General features: G+C 38.4%; 15 protein-coding genes. 13 read left to right on the top strand and 2 right to left on the bottom strand.

What is annotated here, in order from left to right; all coding sequences use genetic code 11:
* Nucleotides 1-32: 32 nt before the first annotated feature.
* The gene (locus BN2425_RS10840; protein WP_042458874.1) at nt 33-275 is read left to right on the top strand and encodes a hypothetical protein; all 243 of its coding nucleotides are present in this window, start codon (nt 33-35) and stop codon (nt 273-275) included.
* Nucleotides 276-1,326: 1,051 nt separating this feature from the next.
* On the top strand, nt 1,327-3,255 hold the full coding sequence (locus BN2425_RS10835; protein ID WP_042458872.1) for an FUSC family protein: 1,929 nt from the start codon (nt 1,327-1,329) through the stop codon (nt 3,253-3,255).
* Between the two features lie 120 nt (nt 3,256-3,375).
* Here BN2425_RS10835 and BN2425_RS10830 read toward each other — a convergent pair whose 3' ends face one another.
* The gene (locus BN2425_RS10830) at nt 3,376-4,011 is read right to left on the bottom strand and encodes a helix-turn-helix domain-containing protein (protein WP_052352832.1); all 636 of its coding nucleotides are present in this window, start codon (nt 4,009-4,011) and stop codon (nt 3,376-3,378) included.
* A gap of 234 nt (nt 4,012-4,245) precedes the next feature.
* Between BN2425_RS10830 and BN2425_RS10825 the strand changes: the two genes are divergently transcribed.
* The 5 genes from BN2425_RS10825 to BN2425_RS10805 all read left to right on the top strand — a co-directional run bounded on the left by BN2425_RS10825 (nt 4,246) and on the right by BN2425_RS10805 (nt 12,913).
* Nucleotides 4,246-6,027: a two-component system response regulator gene (locus tag BN2425_RS10825; RefSeq protein ID WP_042458869.1), complete on the top strand. Its 1,782-nt coding sequence runs from the start codon at nt 4,246-4,248 to the stop codon at nt 6,025-6,027.
* Nucleotides 6,024-9,302 carry a response regulator gene (locus BN2425_RS10820; protein WP_052352831.1) on the top strand — a complete coding sequence of 1,093 codons (3,279 nt, stop codon included), beginning with the start codon at nt 6,024-6,026 and terminating at the stop codon, nt 9,300-9,302. The genes BN2425_RS10825 and BN2425_RS10820 overlap by 4 nt, the downstream gene beginning before the upstream one ends.
* Nucleotides 9,286-10,131 carry a CheR family methyltransferase gene (locus tag BN2425_RS10815; RefSeq protein WP_042458866.1) on the top strand — a complete coding sequence of 282 codons (846 nt, stop codon included), beginning with the start codon at nt 9,286-9,288 and terminating at the stop codon, nt 10,129-10,131. Before BN2425_RS10820 ends, BN2425_RS10815 begins: the two co-directional genes overlap by 17 nt.
* A 224-nt stretch (nt 10,132-10,355) precedes the next feature.
* The gene (locus BN2425_RS10810) at nt 10,356-11,354 is read left to right on the top strand and encodes a hypothetical protein (protein WP_042458863.1); all 999 of its coding nucleotides are present in this window, start codon (nt 10,356-10,358) and stop codon (nt 11,352-11,354) included.
* 128 nt (nt 11,355-11,482) lie between these two features.
* Nucleotides 11,483-12,913 carry a hypothetical protein gene (locus BN2425_RS10805; protein WP_154663491.1) on the top strand — a complete coding sequence of 477 codons (1,431 nt, stop codon included), beginning with the start codon at nt 11,483-11,485 and terminating at the stop codon, nt 12,911-12,913.
* A 300-nt stretch (nt 12,914-13,213) separates the two neighbouring features.
* Here the strand turns inward: BN2425_RS10805 and BN2425_RS10800 are convergent, their stop codons facing one another.
* Nucleotides 13,214-13,564, bottom strand: coding sequence for a hypothetical protein (locus tag BN2425_RS10800; protein ID WP_042458856.1), 351 nt, complete (start codon nt 13,562-13,564; stop codon nt 13,214-13,216).
* A 301-nt stretch (nt 13,565-13,865) separates the two neighbouring features.
* Here BN2425_RS10800 and BN2425_RS10795 point away from each other — a divergent pair, with 301 nt between their 5' ends.
* The 6 genes from BN2425_RS10795 (at nt 13,866) to BN2425_RS10775 (ending at nt 18,048) form a co-directional block, all read left to right on the top strand.
* Nucleotides 13,866-14,393 carry a hypothetical protein gene (locus tag BN2425_RS10795; RefSeq protein WP_042458853.1) on the top strand — a complete coding sequence of 176 codons (528 nt, stop codon included), beginning with the start codon at nt 13,866-13,868 and terminating at the stop codon, nt 14,391-14,393.
* A gap of 142 nt (nt 14,394-14,535) precedes the next feature.
* The gene (locus BN2425_RS10790; protein WP_042458851.1) at nt 14,536-14,781 is read left to right on the top strand and encodes a hypothetical protein; all 246 of its coding nucleotides are present in this window, start codon (nt 14,536-14,538) and stop codon (nt 14,779-14,781) included.
* Nucleotides 14,782-14,826: 45 nt separating this feature from the next.
* Nucleotides 14,827-15,186 (top strand): hypothetical protein, encoded by a 360-nt coding sequence (locus BN2425_RS10785; protein WP_042458848.1) that lies wholly within the window; start codon nt 14,827-14,829, stop codon nt 15,184-15,186.
* A gap of 72 nt (nt 15,187-15,258) precedes the next feature.
* Nucleotides 15,259-15,408, top strand: coding sequence for a hypothetical protein (locus BN2425_RS22505; protein ID WP_154663490.1), 150 nt, complete (start codon nt 15,259-15,261; stop codon nt 15,406-15,408).
* 466 nt (nt 15,409-15,874) lie between these two features.
* The gene (locus tag BN2425_RS10780) at nt 15,875-16,189 is read left to right on the top strand and encodes a nucleotide pyrophosphohydrolase (protein ID WP_042458844.1); all 315 of its coding nucleotides are present in this window, start codon (nt 15,875-15,877) and stop codon (nt 16,187-16,189) included.
* Nucleotides 16,186-18,048, top strand: coding sequence for a DUF2075 domain-containing protein (locus tag BN2425_RS10775; RefSeq protein ID WP_042458841.1), 1,863 nt, complete (start codon nt 16,186-16,188; stop codon nt 18,046-18,048). Before BN2425_RS10780 ends, BN2425_RS10775 begins: the two co-directional genes overlap by 4 nt.
* Nucleotides 18,049-18,291: the final 243 nt, after the last annotated feature.

The raw sequence follows: 18,291 nt of genomic DNA, 5'->3' as shown, positions 1-18,291 counted from the left end.
AAGTATCTTAAAATGAAAGGAGGGAGAATGTTATGGCAAATCCAGCAGCAAAAGCGTATTTGGAAGAATCTAATCGTAGGGTGAAATTGGCTATTGATCACCTGCATGCAGCGAAAGATTTTATCGCAAAAGCACAAGCAAAAGATACTTCCTTAGCTGAAGGAGATAATGGTGCTACATTAGAGGGTGTTGTTGCATCATATGGTTATATTGCAGACAACGAACTTCCTACGCTAACAAACATGGTTGATAATATCGCAAATCCGCCTAACTAACCTTAGAAGAATAGCAAAAAACCTTTCTCTTCATTGAGAAGGGTTTTTTGTCTTCATCAGGTAAGCTAGGTTGCCATAGGGACGGTTCTCATGGAGTTGGCAAATAGTTACAGGTAATGTTTTCTATTTTTTGGGTGATTTGTATTGCAGAAATAATAGATGTTAGTGTTTATAGAGAGTGTTGAACTAATATTGGCTACAATCAAAATGGAAGATAAAATTATGAAAGGAGGTGTGATGAAATGAATGGGGAGGAAGTTCGTCAGGCTTTTCCAGATCAATGGGTTTAAGTAGGGGAAATACATGCTTTTACAAATGAAAATAGTGAACGCATTCTGGAAGAAGCGGCTCTTTTAAAAAAATATACAAATTCATCCGTTGCAATGTAGTTGTACATAACATTTCATAGGGTGGATCCTTCACGTGCAAGGTATGTGCAAGCAGAAAGGAACCAAATAGTAAGACATTTAAGCGGTGATTGATTTAGATTGTTAAATTCTATCTTAAACCTTCTATTAATAGTCGAATGTTGGATATAATACATCTCTTGTTAAACCTCTAGAATGACTGGCTTATTCAGAAAACCTCATAACAATTATTGGATATATAATTTTATTTTGCCATCCCAAATCAAATAACTTAAGTTATCAAGTACTTTAAACTACTACAAATTAGTTTTCATCTTTCCTCCTTGTTCGAGAACTGTGTTATTTTAACTGTTAACTAAAATACTTTAAAAAATAGCTCACACCTACTCCTTTGGAAAGGAGTAGTGTGGGCCATTTTTTTGTTGCATTAAGCATGAAAATGTAAACCCGAAACATACTTTTAAGGTAATCATGACAGAGTACCTAATCACCTAGAAGGAATTATTATGGATTTGAGCCTGATTTTTAAGGAAATGGAGAAGAATAAAGTAGTTGTAAAATAAAATATGCAAGGAAAAAATAGTAAGACAAGTTAAGAAGGGACCTCCCGGCTCATCATGCGCCAGAAGAACCGTCCCCATGGCAACATAGCACCTAAATGATGTTAAAAAGGAGCAATTGGAATGAATGAAACGCCTAAATCCGTCAATCCCAAATCTCCATCGATTATCAAACAGGCATTAAAGGTTAATAAGAGGCCATTTCCTTGGTTAAAGGCATTTTCTGCTGGAATAGCTGCCTCTTTGCCGGTGATGATTGGATTAGTTCTTGGGAATCTCGAATATGGGTTGATCGCTGGAATGGGAGGATTTACTTATCTTTATGTATTTAATATCCCTTATGCCCAAAGAGCCAAAAAGCTATTTTTTGTCATACTGGGAATGATGTTGGTCTCCTGTTTAGGGACGCTTGCGGCGCCTTTCCCGTTGGCAGTCGCGATTTTAATGGGGATTATTGGAGCAGTGGCTATTTTTATTTTTGGAGCTTTAAAAATTACCGGACCTTCTGCGATTTTTTTCGTATTAGTATTCGCCATGACAACGGGCATGCCGGTTCATCCAGAACTTGTGTGGCTGCGTGCCGGCCTCGTCTTTCTAGGAGGGGCATTTTCGTTCGTGGTTGCCATGATTGGTTGGTTTTTTGATCCACATGGCCCGGAAACAGGTGTAGTGAAAAAAGTATATGCAGAATTGGCTTCGTTTCTTGATTCAGTTGGTACAGAAAACTATCATGAGTCAAGACATAAAGTCATGTCGAGCTTAAAGGAAGCAGAAGAAACACTAGCAGTGGGATATATCCCTTGGGAAAATATAGACAAATTTTATCGATTAGTACTTTTAAAGGAGCATGCCAACTCGATTTTTTTGTATGTCCTTGAAAACTTTTCAAAAACGAACGTCACATTGCCACCACAATTAGGGGAATTTATTCGGGGAATCGCTCATTCCCTTGATTTGAAAAATAAGAATGAACGTGTTTCTAAACAAAATCTTTTGCCGGAAGAGATGGATGAATCCATTCTACATTTATTCAAACAAATGACCGATGCGGATGCCATCATGAGTGAACCTACTTCTAAGATTAATCAAGAAATTCTCATTTCCAAACGATCACTTAGGACTATTTTTATGGGGGCCTTTGATAAAAACTCCATCGTTTTTATTACAGCTGTACGGTTTGGGATTGTCACTATTATCGCTGCGATGATTGCGTATCAGTTTGAATTTACCCGGCCCTTTTGGATACCGTTATCCTGTGTAGCGGTGATGTCAGGCTCTACGATTGTCGCTACCTATCATCGTGCGATTCAGCGAGCATTTGGTACCATCCTAGGGATATTGATCGCAAGTCTCATTCTAATGGCTCACCCTTCTGGATACATGATTGCTGTCTTTATATTGCTTTTAACATTTATAACAGAGTTGTTTATTGTAAAAAATTATGGGCTTGCTGCTCTGTTCTTTACACCGAATGCTTTGCTTATGGCGGAAAGCACGAGCCATGGAAGCTTTACCTTTACATATTTTGCATCCGCCAGATTAATGGATATCTTGGTCGGTAGTGTCATTGGTCTAATAGGAGTATTTTTCGTAGGAAGACAATCTGCTTCTAGTCGGCTGCCTCATTTAATAACCAAAACAATTCGAAGTCAGGCGCAGCTTTTATTCATTCTTTTTTCTGACCAAGGACCAGGTTTTCAGGCGAGAAAAAGTAGAGAAGTCATAAAAATGCGAACGAACATCAATAATTTAAAAACACTATATGATACAGCTTCTGGTGAGATTCCAGTAGATAAACAAGCACTAGACTATTACTGGCCAGTCGTATTTACCATCGAACAGTTAGGATATTTACTAGAAAATTGCTCAAGAAATGAAGAACGTCCGATACTATCAGATCCAATCCTTTCCCAAATGCTTTATGCTTGTGAAACAATGGCGAATGCCGCCAATCGCAAAAAATCACCCGCCATAAAACCCATTCCTGAAATAAACGGGTATCCAAGCATCCAGCATGAGTTAACTTCCCTGCAAAAATCCCTTCAAAAGTGACCACAGGAACCACGGAACCACAGGCGGCTCCACAGGGACGGTTCTAGTGGTTCAGGCGAACAGTGATAGGCACTGTTCGCCATCCACAAGTGGCACATTAGCAACAATATATTAAATGGGTTATGTAAAAAGCCGTGTTTCCAGCATGGCAATGGCCTTCCCGCGAATTTTGATCTCCGCTTTGTGGCAAAAAATCGGCGCCGTATCTTTAGCGGGATGAAAAGGGATGAGGGTCAGCTGCTCATCCGTAAAATAAATCCGTCTAAGTATCGCACTTTCCCCATTCACACACACAGCAGCCAAGTCACCATTATCCACCTCCGATTGCAGGGAAATCAGCACCCACGGTTCAACATCGTTTCCATCCGTAATATAGTCATGGCTCTTAGGGGTATACCAGATATACTCTCCATCTCCATTCAGCCAACTATAAGGAGTACTAAAATACGTTTCAATATTTTTATGTTTAATAATTGGATCGTTATAGCTAATTTCTTTGACATGGGGGATGGCGCCCCAATAATTGCTTAACAGCTTTGAAATATCCATTTCCTTTCCAGAAATTAAATAATCAGTCGAAACGCCAAGCTTTTCCGATAATTTATTAATCGTAGCAAGACTTGGCTCTCGTTTGTTGGTTTCGTACATGGCTAATGTACTTTTTGAAATCTGCACTCGCTCAGACAGCTCCGCCTGGGATAGACCAACCTTAATCCGACATTTCGCCAGTCGTTCCCCAAATGATAAATGAAACATCCTATGACCACCTAATCTCTATTTACTGTATAACATAACGCAAATTACAAAGTAAATCATTCGTAAAATTCTTTACAAAACAAAATGTGAACTATGATATGATTAAATAGTCACATTTTGTGACTAATATTGCGTAAATTTTAAAGATTACGCCTTATTTTGAAATAATCAATGTGAAAAAATACCGATTTATGTGCGAGTGACAAAATCGCGGCAGATGAGGATGGAAATCAAATGGATGAAAAAGTAAATATCTTATTGGTAGACGACCGTGTGGAAAACTTATTAGCATTAGAAGCAATTATTGAGAGAGAAAATTACCAACTCATCAAAGCATTTTCAGGGGAAGAAGCATTAAAATACTTACTGAAATATGATTTTGCCACCATTCTACTCGACGTGCAAATGCCGGGAATGGACGGATTCGAAACCGCAAAACTGATCAAATCACGGGAAAAATCGAAAAATATCCCGATTATCTTCATAACCGCCAATAATATGGATTCGCAGCATATTTTCAAAGGTTATTTTGTCGGGGCAATGGATTACATACTCAAGCCTTTTGACCCATATATCTTGAAAGCGAAAGTTGAGGGGTTTGTCGACATCTACAGAACGAACCAAAAGCTGATGGAGCAAACCGAAAGTCTTATGAAAAAAACGGTTGAGTTAGAGAGGGTCAATCAGCATCTAAACCAATCACAGGAATTAATTACCTATATGGCATATCACGATGGATTAACAGGGCTGCCAAACCGCAGGATGTTTCACGATCAGGTCAACCAATTAATCGCCGAAGGAAAGGCGAAAAATCACAATCTTGCTTTGTTGTATATGGATATGGATCATTTCAAGTATATCAATGATTCACTTGGGCATTTGCTAGGCGATCAATTGCTGCAAGAAATCGCTAAAAGGTTAAAAAAATGCTCGAACAACGAGTATTTTACAGCCAGATTAGGTGGGGACGAGTTTGTGATGCTTTTGCCTAATACGAGCGAACAAAGGGTGGTTGAAATTACAGGAGGCATTCTTTCTGCGTTTCAAGAGTCTTTTCATCTTGACGCATACGAATTGCATGTCACAACCAGTATCGGCATCAGCGTTTTTCCTTTTGACGGTGAAGATGAAATTACGTTAATGAAAAATGCGGATGCGGCTCTGTACCGTTCCAAAGAGCAGGGGAAAAATAAATACCAATTCTTCCATGCCGGGATGAATCCTAATTCTTATAAAAAGTTTACGTTGCAAAATGATTTGCGCAAAGCGGTGGAAAAAAAGGAACTGCGGCTGGTATACCAACCAAGAATCGATGGGAAAACCGGGGCCATCACAAGCGTGGAGGCGCTTCTAAGATGGAACCATCCTCGTCTTGGAATGGTTTCTCCACTGGAATTTATACCATTGGCCGAAGAAACCGGATTGATTTTAGAAATAGGCGAATGGGTATTACGAACGGCCTGCCGCCAAAATAAAGCTTGGCAAGATGCAGGCATGATACCGATTCGAATGGCGGTCAATTTTTCAGCAAAGCAGTTTTTACAGAAAGAACTCGTTGGAGTAATTGAGCGAATCCTAATGGAAGTGGGTCTAAGCCCTGAATGGCTGGAGATAGAGATTACTGAAACCTGTATCATGCGGAACGTAGAGATGGTGACGACTGTGTTGGAGGAGATCAAGCGCAAAGGGATTAAGATTAGTTTGGATGACTTTGGAACAGGTTATTCTTCGTTAAACTACTTGCGTAAGTTTCCGCTCCATACCCTTAAAATAGATAAATCATTTATTCAGGACCTTTCGAATCGAGAGAAAGAGGCGGCCGCCTTAGTGGCTGCGATTGTTTCCTTAGCTGGCAGTTTGAACATGACGGTGGTAGCCGAAGGGGTCGAAACGGAAGAACAGCTTACTATACTAAAACAGCTGAAATGCGAAGAAATGCAAGGTTACCTCTATAGCCCTCCAGTGGAACCAGAAGTGATGGAGAAACTACTAACAAGAACAGCAGGTAGGAAATGAACATGAAAATGAAGACAAAATTAGTATGGGGCCTTAGTGTACTTCCGCTTGTGGTTATACTTCTAGTAGGGGTGGGCTGGTATCAAATTGCTAGTTTTTCAAAAACGAGCAATCAACTTCAAGAAAAATACCAAATGGTCTTTAAGACCGAAGCGGTCCAAACGGACATGAAAGATGTGGCGATCGAATTACGAAATCTCGTCATTTACCCCCAAACGAAATCCCTTGATAAGGAAATGAGCAGCATCCAGGAAGAAAGTGAGACGATTAATCAGAAGATTGCTTCGCTTCAAGAATATGAAGTAACAGCAGAGCAGAAGCAACTGCTCCAAGAACTAAACAAGACCAATCAAACGTTTATGGCCTATAAGGACCAAATCCTACTCCTCGTAAGCGAAGGGAAAAGCGATGAAGCAATCGAACTGATGGAAACCAATAGTAGACAGTTTCATGATGAGTATTTTCAAAGTATTACGAACATTATTGATTCCTTTGAAAAGGGTATGAAAACGTCACTAGACCAAGCATCCGAGGAGTACCGGAGTAACTTGATCTGGGGAATGATGATTTCGCTAGCCGTTCTCCTATTAGGACTAGTTGTGATGATTCGAGGCCTTTGGAGAGCCGCACGACGTTTAAAAAGTGTAGCCGATGTCATGACCGATGTTTCGGCCGGAACCGCCAACTTGAAAACGCGGATTGTTATCACCAATAGGGATGAAATCGGTGAGGTGGCGGAGTCGTTTAATCGGATGACCCAGTCCTTAGACGAGCAGGTTGAAAAGGAGCAGAGACTTCGAAAAGAAAATCAGGAATATGCCTGGATTAAGGCCAATCTCGCCGATATACTGGCTGCTTTAAGCGGCAAGTACGAACTTGAGGCCTTTACAAGCACCTTTTTATCAAAGGTTGTACCACTCATCGAAGCCTGCCAAGCGGTCTTTTATCTGAAAGAATATGATGAGCAACAGAAACCGTTGTTAAACCGATTATCCAGTTACGCCTTTTACGAAAGTGGTAACCGGCCCAACTACTTTTACTTTGGGGAAGGAATCGTTGGACAGGCTGCTGTTGAGAAGTATCCAATCCTGCTAACCAATGTTCCTAGTGATTATCTTCAAGTCCAATCCGGCCTAGGTGAGGCTTCTCCGAACACAATCTATGTTTTGCCTATCAGTTTTGAGGGCGACGTAAAAGGGGTAGTGGAAATTGCCTCCTTCAACCGGTTTTCGCACCAGCAGCAATTATTGTTAGAAGAACTGGTTGGACATGTCGGAATCATGATGGAAAGCATCATAAGCCGAGCCCGCTTGGCAGAACTGCTTGAGGAATCACAAGTAATGACAGAAGAACTCCAGGCTCAATCGGAAGAGCTGCAAACCCAGCAAGAGGAATTAAGAGCCACGAATGAAGAGCTTGAGTCACAAACAGTCGCGCTTAGGGAGTCAGAGGAAAAACTCCAGGCCCAGCAGGAAGAGCTGGAAGAAACGAACGTGACGTTAAGAGAAAAGGCAGAAATCTTTGAAATGCAAAATAAGAGATTAGCCCAGACGAACCAAGAAATGGAAAGGGCCCGCAGGGAGTTGGAAGAACAGGCGAAACAGCTGGCGTTAAGTTCCAAGTACAAATCTGAGTTCCTAGCGAATATGTCTCATGAATTACGGACGCCGTTAAATAGTCTGCTCATACTATCGAAGCTTCTTGGTGATAATCAAGGACAGAACTTAACCGAAAAGCAAGTAGAATTTGCTCAAACGATTTACTCCTCTGGCAGTGATTTACTCACACTCATTAACGATATTTTAGACCTTGCGAAAATAGAGTCGGGAAAAATGGACGTTCAACCCGCTGCCGTGTCTATAGAGGACCTAATGGAATTCGCCCAAAGGAGCTTTCAGCAGGTCGCCAATGAAAAAGGACTCACCTTCCATGTGGTTCGAAAGCAAGGAACGCCGACATTCATTTATAATGATTCCCAGCGCATTCAGCAGGTATTAATGAATTTGTTATCTAATGCGTTTAAGTTTACCCATCAGGGAGAGGTCACTTTGGAAATCGGCCAAGGGGCTGATCCGTATTCCGTTTATTTCGCGGTCTCCGATACGGGGATCGGAATTCCAGAGTCCAAACATGATTTGGTGTTTGAAGCCTTCCAACAGGCTGATGGTACAACCAGCCGAAAATATGGCGGAACCGGTTTAGGGTTATCCATTTGTCGTGAAATTTCTATCCTATTAAGCGGGAAAATCACGGTGGATAGTGTCGAAGGAAAGGGTAGTACGTTTACTTTTTATTTAGGAGATTATCAATCTGTTCAAGAAGAATGGCGTCTTGCAGCGGAGGAAGTGGCAGCCTCCTCTGCCGCAGAAGAACATGAAACCCAGATCCCTGTTAAAGATCCAGAGACAAAAGAAGTTAATCAGCCTATCTCAACAGATGTCGCTCAGCCCATTAAACGGCTGTTAATTGTCGATGATGATCGGAGGCAGCGAAACAGCTTGATGGAGCTGATCGGCAATCGAAATGTGGTTTTGAAAGCTGTTGCCACAGGTGCAGAAGCACTAGAAGAGTTAAAGCTAGGGGCATTCGACGGAATGATTCTCGATTTAGGCTTAGCGGATACAACCGGATTCGAAGTCCTTGGGGAAATCAGGGCCCATTCAGTAAACGAAGGAATTAAAATCTTCATTTATACAGGCCGGGAGTTAACTGCAAAAGAGGAAGTGTGGCTGAAAAAACAGGCCCATACGATTATCATGAAGGATGCCCTTGCGCCGCAGCGGTTATTGGAAGAGCTTGAATTCTTTTTACGTGATCAAGGCGACTCACAGCCAATTATGCAGCATTCCCATACGGTAAAAACCTCATCCAATCGGAACTATCTGGAAGGCAAGAAAGCACTGATAGTGGATGATGATGTCCGCAACGTCTTTGCGCTATCGAATATTTTAGAAGGGTGCGGAATGGAAATTTCCTTTGCTGAGAACGGCAGGGAGTGCCTGCAGACGCTCTCGGAGCACCCAACTGATTTTGATTTAATATTGATGGATATTATGATGCCAGAAATGGACGGCTATGAAACCATGAAACAAATACGGAAACAGCCAGAATTTGAGAGTTTGCCGATTATCGCTTTAACAGCGAAAGCGATGATGGATGACCGGGCCAAATGCATCGAAGCAGGGGCCTCAGATTATATCACGAAGCCCGTCAATCCTGAACAGCTAATTTCGCTCATAAAGGTGTGGTTATTTGCCGATGGAAAAACAAACTGATACCGGCTTGCAGGAACGGTTGGAAAGGCTGGAAATCTCTCTGCTTCTTCAAGCACTGTATGAGTGGTATGGTTATGATTTCCGAGATTACGCCTATCATTCTATTAAAAGAAGGATCTGGTATCGCGTTTCAGCTGAGGGGCTTTCGACGATTTCCGGTCTGCAAGAACGATTGTTGCATGATGCGGCCTGCTTGAAGCGGTTATTGGCTGATTTTTCGATAAACGTGACGGAAATGTTCCGGGATCCGACCTTTTTCCGTGAGTTTAGGGAGAATATTGTCCCGATGCTGCGGACTTATCCTACCATCCGCATCTGGCATGCCGGCTGTGCAACGGGAGAGGAAGTATACTCAATGGCGATTCTGCTCCTTGAAGAAGGGCTCTACGAAAAAGCGACCATCTATGCCACCGACATTAATGCCGATGTGTTAACAAAGGCCAAAACAGGGCTGTTTCCACTAAATCAGATGAAGAAGTACACAAACAATTACTTACAGTCAGGCGGCAAAAAGAGCTTCTCTGACTACTATAGTGTGACGAGTCATGGGGTGCAGTTTCATCCTTTCCTTACAAAGAACATGGTGTTTGCCCAGCATAATCTCGTAACGGACGGATCCTTCAACGAGTTCAATGTAATCTTGTGCCGGAATGTTCTCATCTATTTTAATCATACTTTGCAGGATCATGTACTGAAGCTCTTCTATGATAGTTTAGGGATGTTTGGAATCTTGGGGCTCGGAGATAAAGAAACGATTGCTTTTAAGAATGTCGCTAACCATTTTGAACAAGTGGTACCTAATCAAAAATTATATAAAAAGGTAAGATAATAGGATGAACCTCATAGCCACACGATAATCCACTTTTATGGCGTCCGTTGACTCAGATAAGTAGGAAACGTAACGGTATGGGGTTCTAATTCTATCTATGCTTGTAAGAACCATCTATTACTAAGATAGGTAGAAATCTATTCTTTGAATGGTCATTTTGTACTATAATTAGCCTATAACTTTTTTTGCAGTACATAACAACTATTTGTTTAAGGGTGAGTTTAATGCCAGAAAAAAGATATGAATTTTTTGAATATGAACCGTATCTTTCCGAATCTACTTTTGATCATTTGCAAAATTGTTCGATGAACTTTAACACGGAGCAATATTTTGCATCGGCAGTATGGGGGGCTGTATTTTTAGAAGGGTTTTTAGCTGATTTCATGCGTGAATTAAAGGCTAAGAAAACCGATTTTAAAGTATTAAATGACTACATAGAACATTTAAGAAATTTCAATAATCGAGAAGGAAATAATGAAATAAAAATTCCACAAGAAATCATTTATAGATGTAACTTAATCAGAGAAATCCGTAATGGTTTAGTGCATGATACAGGCCATTCCAAAGATTCTGCGCAAAGTGCTGCAGATATGATTCTTGATTCTATACAGACTATTTTAAAGGTATATACAAAAAACTTTTCTAATCATTTAGAACGAATTATCAAGGAAAATGAAACCATAAATGACGAAGACTTAATCCCAGTTTTCATTAGTACCGTCAATCCCGACACAGAGTTCCAAAGATTTTTCCTAGAATCTTTCTCTAACCGACTCAGAAAAATGGGAATTAAACCTGTTCGGGTAACGATCGGCAAATATCAAAAGAAGGACCCCATAGGAAGAGTAACAGACACTGTTTTAGAATGTGAGGCAATGATTGTGATTGGTCTTGAGAGAAGCCATGCTTACTTTTTACGCGATCGAGTAGGTGGAGAAAAACAAAAAGATAAAATACATAAAAAATACTCTTCCGGCTGGCTGCATCTTGAAGCAGGAATAGCGAGTGCCTTAAATAAAGACGTATTTGTTACTTGCCAATCAGATATATATAGTGACGGGATATTTGATAGAGATTGGAATTCCTATCCAGTTATCGAATTCGAATGGCAAAATAATGTGAAGCATATTACGAACCTATTAAAACCTGACAGCAAAAATGAGCTGAATCAAGATTTTTTTGCCAACTTAGAAGAATGGGTCCAGGAGAAAAAACGAAGCTAAAGTAGTGAAGTGTAGGATATGTTCGGCGGATTGCCAATCATTTGTTACAACGAAATCTCGGCTCTTGAAATGAAAGTCGATGGGGTATATTGGATCTGAACTAAATGGAAAGAAAGGCAGGCATTAAAATGTACAGGTATAAAAGTGAAACCCAATCAACTTTCCTGATTGTACCTTTTGCCATCAAGTCAAGCTATGAGGAAACGATTGAAAAAATAACCAATGCGGAGTTTGTAAAGAAGAAAAATAACGAATCAGAAAAAATTTGGAAAGAGGAAAGTTTTAATCAACATCGTTTATTTGCCCACATTAATCGGTTAATTGATAAGGATTCCATCCATAAAAATGAAGCGATTGGTACACGATTTGCCTTAAAACACGAGGCACGAGCGACCTTTAACCTTCCCAAAAATAATAATGATTTAATGGAATTTACACCTGATGGGCAAAAGTTTCAGTTTGCCATTTCTGGTGTTCACTTTTACCTATTTGAAACACAAACTGGGTTTGTTGTTTTCGATATCAAGTACCCGATTGGTCAAGAGATTGATGATATTATTTTATGTAATTATTATTTGAAGAAAATCTACCAATATAAAGATGAGTTGCGTTATTTTAAGAGAACGGGCAAGAATACATATGATGAGGAGAAAGTTTCTTTTTGTCAACTAGTTCAAGAGTTTTTGAGTAACGTCACCGTAGATACCTATTTTGAAGAAATAAAGAAGCTGCCAAGTTATGCTTTGATATATAGTTCTGTATTAATGGATTCTAATTATAATAGTGTTCAAGACAATAATAAGCAGTTACTTACCTATCTATTTCGAATGAGGCGGTCGTTTAAGGAAACGTATGCGGCGGCCCCATCAGAATATGATCCGGACAACAATGATGAAATTATTCAGTTATTTGAAAACAGCTTTTGGGGTGTTTCGCTAGAGGGTGCGGCTCACATTGCTTACTTGAAAAATGATGAATCCGATACATTTTTTAAAGAGACCCATGCAGCAAATATCAGGGACGTGTACTTTTATTTATATATCTTAGTGCTGAATCAATATTATACCTTGCAATATTTTTCTATTTTGGCCTCAAGACTTCCGGCTACGTTGGAAGAGTATTTAGAGGATAAAAAAGATGCCCAAAAGGATATGGAAAGCCTAAAATCCAAGATGGTTTTCTTTATTTTAAGATGTTCCTTTAAACAAGTTAGTTTTATTACTCATCAGACGGCATTGTATGAGATGTTCCGCAGGGTACTAAGAATTGAGGACTTAATGGATGAATTGCATCTTGAAATTGAAGCTCTCTCGTCCATAACAGAGATGGAAAAATCTAAGAGAAGCAAAAAAATTGAAAACATTATCTTAGCCGTTACTACTGGCTTTGTTATCCTATCAACGATAAATGACAGCACGGGGCTCATTTCCTTTATAGATAATTCACATTGGCCGGCCAATAAATCGTATACTCCATGGATCGCCACACCGTTATGGGGGGGCATTGGTTTAGGTGGGATTTATTTAGTAAGGAAGATACTAGAGTTGCGAAAAAAATAAAGAAAAATGTGAGTGAGGAATATCTGATAATATGTCTTTCTGATGGGATGTTTAATTCGGGTATACCATAAGATATCGCAAACGCTACATCCATATGTATTATTCTGTTTTTTTTCTTTCATTGACTTAAATTAAATGGATGGAGAACTCAATACAACGAATAATTTACTAAAGACACCTGTTTAGGGAAACACAACAGGTGTCTTTACTATACATAAAGATTTTAACTTAAATAATTAATATCCGTGAAAGGGAATAATTTTAATAGAAAAGTAGTTTTTATTTGAACCAACTTTTTATTTAATAGACAACCCCATATTGTTCAGTGGCGCATCCATGGCAAGTATCTTGATCAAATCGATGTTCAATCGCCACCTTTTCTCCGCAAAATTGACATTTCCGATATTGTCTTTTTCTTGAGTTAATGGTCTTCATTAACAGTTCAAGCAATATCTGTTGCTGCATTTCCCTACTCATTGATTCCATCGTTTCCCAACCTACTAAATTTTTCTTGATCATACCTGGATAGGGGATGTGACCGTGCCATTGAACCGCCTCATAACCAAATTCTAATCCGAGATCAGTCGGATGTATGTAAATTTTAGGTCCATCAGCAAATCCTGTTACCTGAAAATAAACCGGAACATTCATGAAGACTTTTGTTTGTTCATTGAGCCCATTACTTTCGCATTGCTGGGTAAGCCATTCTAACGCTTTTTCTTTCAGTGATTCATATCATTTCAGCCTCTAAGTGTAAAAGTATTCTAGTCCTAACAGATATTATAGGAGTTTATTCCTATATATTAAAGGGATATTTTCAAGGTTTGTCGAAATAATACCTATTTTTAAAGCTGATGGAAGAGCTTAATGCATCTATTGGGAGAGAAAATAAAAATTAAGAACTGAGTTCCAATGAGAGACAAGTTAATCCAAAATTGCGGGGGGAGATACAGTGCGAATTGAAATAGAGCAACTGATGATTCCAACGGAAAAAGATTCATTGTTTCGCTGGAAAGAGCGTGATCCGGCTATCGTACCAGAGTTTGCTTTAGCCTGGAAGGGGAATGGTGTGGCGAATGGTTATGGTTTTGGAGAGTGGATGGCAGAGAGATATTTCCGTTCCCTTGGATATTATGTGATTAATAATGAATTCGATTTATTTTCAAAAACATCTAAATACAAACGGTATAATGATCTTATTAAAATGATGGTTGGTAATGATAAATATGAATCTTTTAGCCAAAAGGGAAAAACCCTATATGATCAAGGCTACAAAATTGAAAACCTAGATTTATTTGTTTTCAATACCCACTCCTGTTTTTTCGCCGAAGTCAAAAAGGGAAAAGACTTTTTGCGTGAACCGCAGTTGCGATTTATGTACTTGGCGGATCGTTTACTTGGGGTTCCATGTAAAGAGGTATACGTATCAGAAGAAGAACCGAACGTTTTAAAAAAATTTGTAACTTATGAGATAAGTTAAGAAGGAGTCACGTTTAAGTAAAAATAATAAACCAGTAGAATTTATTCACCATGTCCTATCAACAATCATCTTAGACGCAGTACAATTTTTTCCACACACTACAAAAAAGGTTCATTCTGAAGCGCATGGGCTCATTTTTGGAATGGATAAAGAAAAGTCAGTGGAGTGTGATTACGCATTTCCTGTTGGTAGCGTAGCTGGACGGGACGATGTTTCCGTGATGCCGGATTCGAAGGTAGATTTAGCCATTCAATCTGCTAAACAATTATTTTCAACTTCAAACTGTTTGGGCACCTATCATAGCCATCCGTATGATGAACCATTCGAAGGTTGGGCCAATCCCAGTAATGGGGACTGCGGTTCAGCGGATTACTTAAATTTACCGTAATTTTTTATCATTGCCATCGCGCGAAATGGAAAAGGAAACAAGCCATTGACATTGGAATATGGAGAAAGTGATGCTTATGAATTTTCATATAATCCCACTGCCGATGGACATGATTTTCCTGATTTTCGACCAGCTGAGGTTCAAACATCTTACATACGTGGAGAATTTCAAAAATACGTGTTTACCATTCGGGCTTATAAAAATACAGGCAGGTCTTTAATAGATGTTGACTTGTTCTCATCAGAAGCAGATTTGCTAATGATTTTAAATGAAGAAAATATAAAACTAAAAGATGTCCCGCCGCATGAAACTTATCGGTTACGCAAGATGGAATTTAATTTACGGGAAGAAAATTTAGAGCGGGGAAAAAGTAATTTTGACCATCATTTGGAAAAACTAAAATAAGGAATGATTTAATAATGAGTGGTAATAAAGAATTTCAATTAGCTACACCTCTTAAAGGATGGAGGGAGACAATTGTTTTACATAAGGAACAATGAGGCAGTGCCTATTGAGCCTACAAGTTTTTCTGATTTAGGCATGAATGAGCACGATGTAGAAGAATTAATCAAGAATAATACCAACTTAATTGCAGAAGATGAGTCGATGTTGATTGTTGGCCAATAGGTGAGAAATTCATGTTGGATCCTTGGCCAAGGCAAAATGAGAAAATTCAACTACTATTAAATTATAGATGCTTCCTTTATAGACCCTTTCTTTACGGTAGGTATTTTTCCATAAACACGTCCCAATTACCTTTTAACTCCACCCTAGTGGTAATTTGTCAAAGTTTTATTCTCAGGGTTATGCTGAATTACATAAATAAATATTAGATCAATGTAGATCTCGAAAAAGTATGAATTTCGCAATACTGTTTCTAACTCTCGTATGAGACCGGATGTGAATTATAAGAAATTGTTAAAAAATGTTACATTATTGTTTGATAAGTAATTAATTAATACTAAATAGTGAATAAAGTATAAACTCTTAGAAAGCTTTTTTGATTAGCATTTGTTCTTTGGTGTCGAATTAGGAAAGAAGTGTTAAAATAAGGTAATAATGAAGTATATTGCTGAATTTAGGAGAGAGAAAGATGAATACCATTCGCAACAAAGTTTTAAGCTTTCGTGATGAAAGAGGTTGGAAACAATATCATACTGAAAAGGATTTGGCTATTTCAATATCTCTGGAAGCGAGTGAGTTGCTTGAGAATTTTCAATGGAGGACAAGTGAAGAAGCAATCGCTGAGTCAAACCAAAATATTAGAGAACAAATGGCGGATATATTAATTTATCTCGTGCAACTAGCCGATAAAATGGAGATTGATCTAGAAAAGGAAGTCTTTAGTAAGCTTAATAAAAATGCAGTAAAATATCCAGTTATCACCAAAGAGGAAGTAAGCAAATGATTATTTATAATGAGACCTCTTCTAAATTTCTACACCATATCTATGAGAAAAAAATCGGTTATGTCCTAAAAGAAAATGTCTTAACAAAAATGAATAAAGTAGTTTCCGGTAGCGAACTAAGGTCTTGGGAAAACTCACTTCCACAAATGGCAAAGGTAATTAGAGATGCCGATTTAAAAGATGATACACATGTATTATTAGAGTATAAACTTCCGTCTTCTGAAAAGAGAATTGATTTTCTAGTGGCAGGGGAAGATGAACAAGGAAGGAAAAATGCTGTCATTATTGAATTGAAACAATGGCAAAAAGCAAAGGCTGCTGAGGGGGATGGAATCGTTAGCACCTTTTTAGGGGGAAGGGAACGGGAGACAGTGCATCCGTCCTACCAAGCCTCATCCTATAAGAAATATTTACAGAATTTTAACGAGTCATTATATAGTGATACATCTAATATTCAACTTCATTCTTGTGCTTATTTACATAACTATATTATGGCAAGTATCGGGGAGCCGCTTCTTGATAAAAGGTATAGCAACTATCTTCAAGAATCTCCGCTGTATTTCCAATTTGGAGATCGGGAATTGTCAAAAAATATTCGTAAACTTGTTTCTAAAGGTAATGGAAGGGAAATAGCTGAAGCAATCGAAAAGGCTAAAATTAGGCCATCAAAAAAACTAGTGGAAACGGTTAGTTCACTATTAAAGGGCAATGAAGAGTTTGTGTTATTAGATGAACAAAAAGTAGCGTATGAAAAGGTAGTAAGCAAATATAATCAATTTAGAAAACAAACTGAACAAAAACACGTGATTATTATTGAGGGCGGCCCAGGAACAGGTAAATCTGTCATTGGGTTAAATTTGATGGGCTATATGTTAAACAAAAAAGCATATGTAGAGTATATAACTCCAAATCAAGCATTTAGAGAAGTTCTTAGAAAAAAGTTAATCGGATCTTCAGGTCATTTGGAGGTAAGGGATTTATTTAAAGGATCAGCCTCTTATGTGAATGCACCTGAAAATTATTTTGATGTTCTAATTTGCGATGAAGCCCATCGATTAAAAGAGCAAGGCCATATGAAAAAAAAGATTGAAGGGGAAAATCAGGTTACACAAATAATTAGATCATCAAGGATAAGTGTATTTTTTATAGATGATTTACAAAAAATTTCTAAGAAAGACATTGGAAGTGTTAAAGAAGTAGAAAAAGAAGCTGCGAGATTTGGAGCCGAAATCCATAAAATTGAGCTGGAGTCGCAGTACCGCTGTTCAGGATCAGGAAATTATATCTCTTGGTTAGATAGCATACTCAACAATGAAAAAGAAACATTTAAGCTTGAAGGGGATTTTGATTTTAAAGTCATTTCGACTCCTCAACAATTATTTAAGGAAATTGTTGTAAAGCGTGGTGGAAGACTTTTAGCTGGTTATTCTTGGGGATGGAATAAAGTAAGTGTGAATGGAAAACTCCCCGATGATGTAATTATTGAGGAGCATAATTTTGCCTTACCATGGAATGACCCTAATCGAATTGATTGGGCCATTCACCCTGAATGTTCAAATCAAATAGGTTGTATTCATACCGTACAAGGACTAGAAATGGATTATGTTGGTGTCATCATCGGTAATGACCTGGGTTATAATGAAGATACCAAAAAGACTATTATTAGGCGGGACGAGTTTAAAGATAAAGGTGCAAAACCTGCTAAACCAAAAAAAGGTCAAACTGACCCACTTGAGGAACTAATCCGAAATACATATAAGACATTAATGACAAGAGGAATGAAAGGTTGTTATGTTTATTGTTGTGATAAGAGTTTGGAAAAATATATGGTTGAGAAAAGTAACGGGAAATTAGAATAAGTTTTAGGAAATATAACACAAGTTAATATCGAACTTTATGCAACAAAATTGAAGACTTTCTCGTTTAAGTCTTGTCAAAAAAAAACAGTAAATAAAAGTAAGAAAGTAAAAGAATTTAATAATAATAAAGGAAGGTTTACATTGCATTAGTAGAAGTCCTGAAAGTTAACATAAACTGTATAATAAAACTAAAATAAAAAGTCTTACATGTTAATTAATATGTTTTAGCATATATCAAATAGC

The sequence above is a fragment of the Neobacillus dielmonensis genome (genome assembly GCF_000612665.1).
Classification (GTDB): Bacteria; Bacillota; Bacilli; order Bacillales; family Cytobacillaceae; genus Neobacillus; species Neobacillus dielmonensis.
This window is presented reverse-complemented; position numbering and strand designations above follow the sequence as displayed.

What these genes read in the sequence shown, in the direction of transcription:
- BN2425_RS10840 (WP_042458874.1), top strand. Translation starts at nt 33, where the DNA reads ATGGCAAATCCAGCAGCAAAAGCGTATTTGGAAGAATCTAATCGTAGG.
- BN2425_RS10835 (WP_042458872.1), top strand. Translation starts at nt 1,327, where the DNA reads ATGAATGAAACGCCTAAATCCGTCAATCCCAAATCTCCATCGATTATC.
- BN2425_RS10830 (WP_052352832.1), bottom strand. Translation starts at nt 4,011, where the DNA reads ATGTTTCATTTATCATTTGGGGAACGACTGGCGAAATGTCGGATTAAG.
- BN2425_RS10825 (WP_042458869.1), top strand. Translation starts at nt 4,246, where the DNA reads ATGGATGAAAAAGTAAATATCTTATTGGTAGACGACCGTGTGGAAAAC.
- BN2425_RS10820 (WP_052352831.1), top strand. Translation starts at nt 6,024, where the DNA reads ATGAACATGAAAATGAAGACAAAATTAGTATGGGGCCTTAGTGTACTT.
- BN2425_RS10815 (WP_042458866.1), top strand. Translation starts at nt 9,286, where the DNA reads ATGGAAAAACAAACTGATACCGGCTTGCAGGAACGGTTGGAAAGGCTG.
- BN2425_RS10810 (WP_042458863.1), top strand. Translation starts at nt 10,356, where the DNA reads ATGCCAGAAAAAAGATATGAATTTTTTGAATATGAACCGTATCTTTCC.
- BN2425_RS10805 (WP_154663491.1), top strand. Translation starts at nt 11,483, where the DNA reads ATGTACAGGTATAAAAGTGAAACCCAATCAACTTTCCTGATTGTACCT.
- BN2425_RS10800 (WP_042458856.1), bottom strand. Translation starts at nt 13,564, where the DNA reads ATGAATGTTCCGGTTTATTTTCAGGTAACAGGATTTGCTGATGGACCT.
- BN2425_RS10790 (WP_042458851.1), top strand. Translation starts at nt 14,536, where the DNA reads ATGGATAAAGAAAAGTCAGTGGAGTGTGATTACGCATTTCCTGTTGGT.
- BN2425_RS10780 (WP_042458844.1), top strand. Translation starts at nt 15,875, where the DNA reads ATGAATACCATTCGCAACAAAGTTTTAAGCTTTCGTGATGAAAGAGGT.
- BN2425_RS10775 (WP_042458841.1), top strand. Translation starts at nt 16,186, where the DNA reads ATGATTATTTATAATGAGACCTCTTCTAAATTTCTACACCATATCTAT.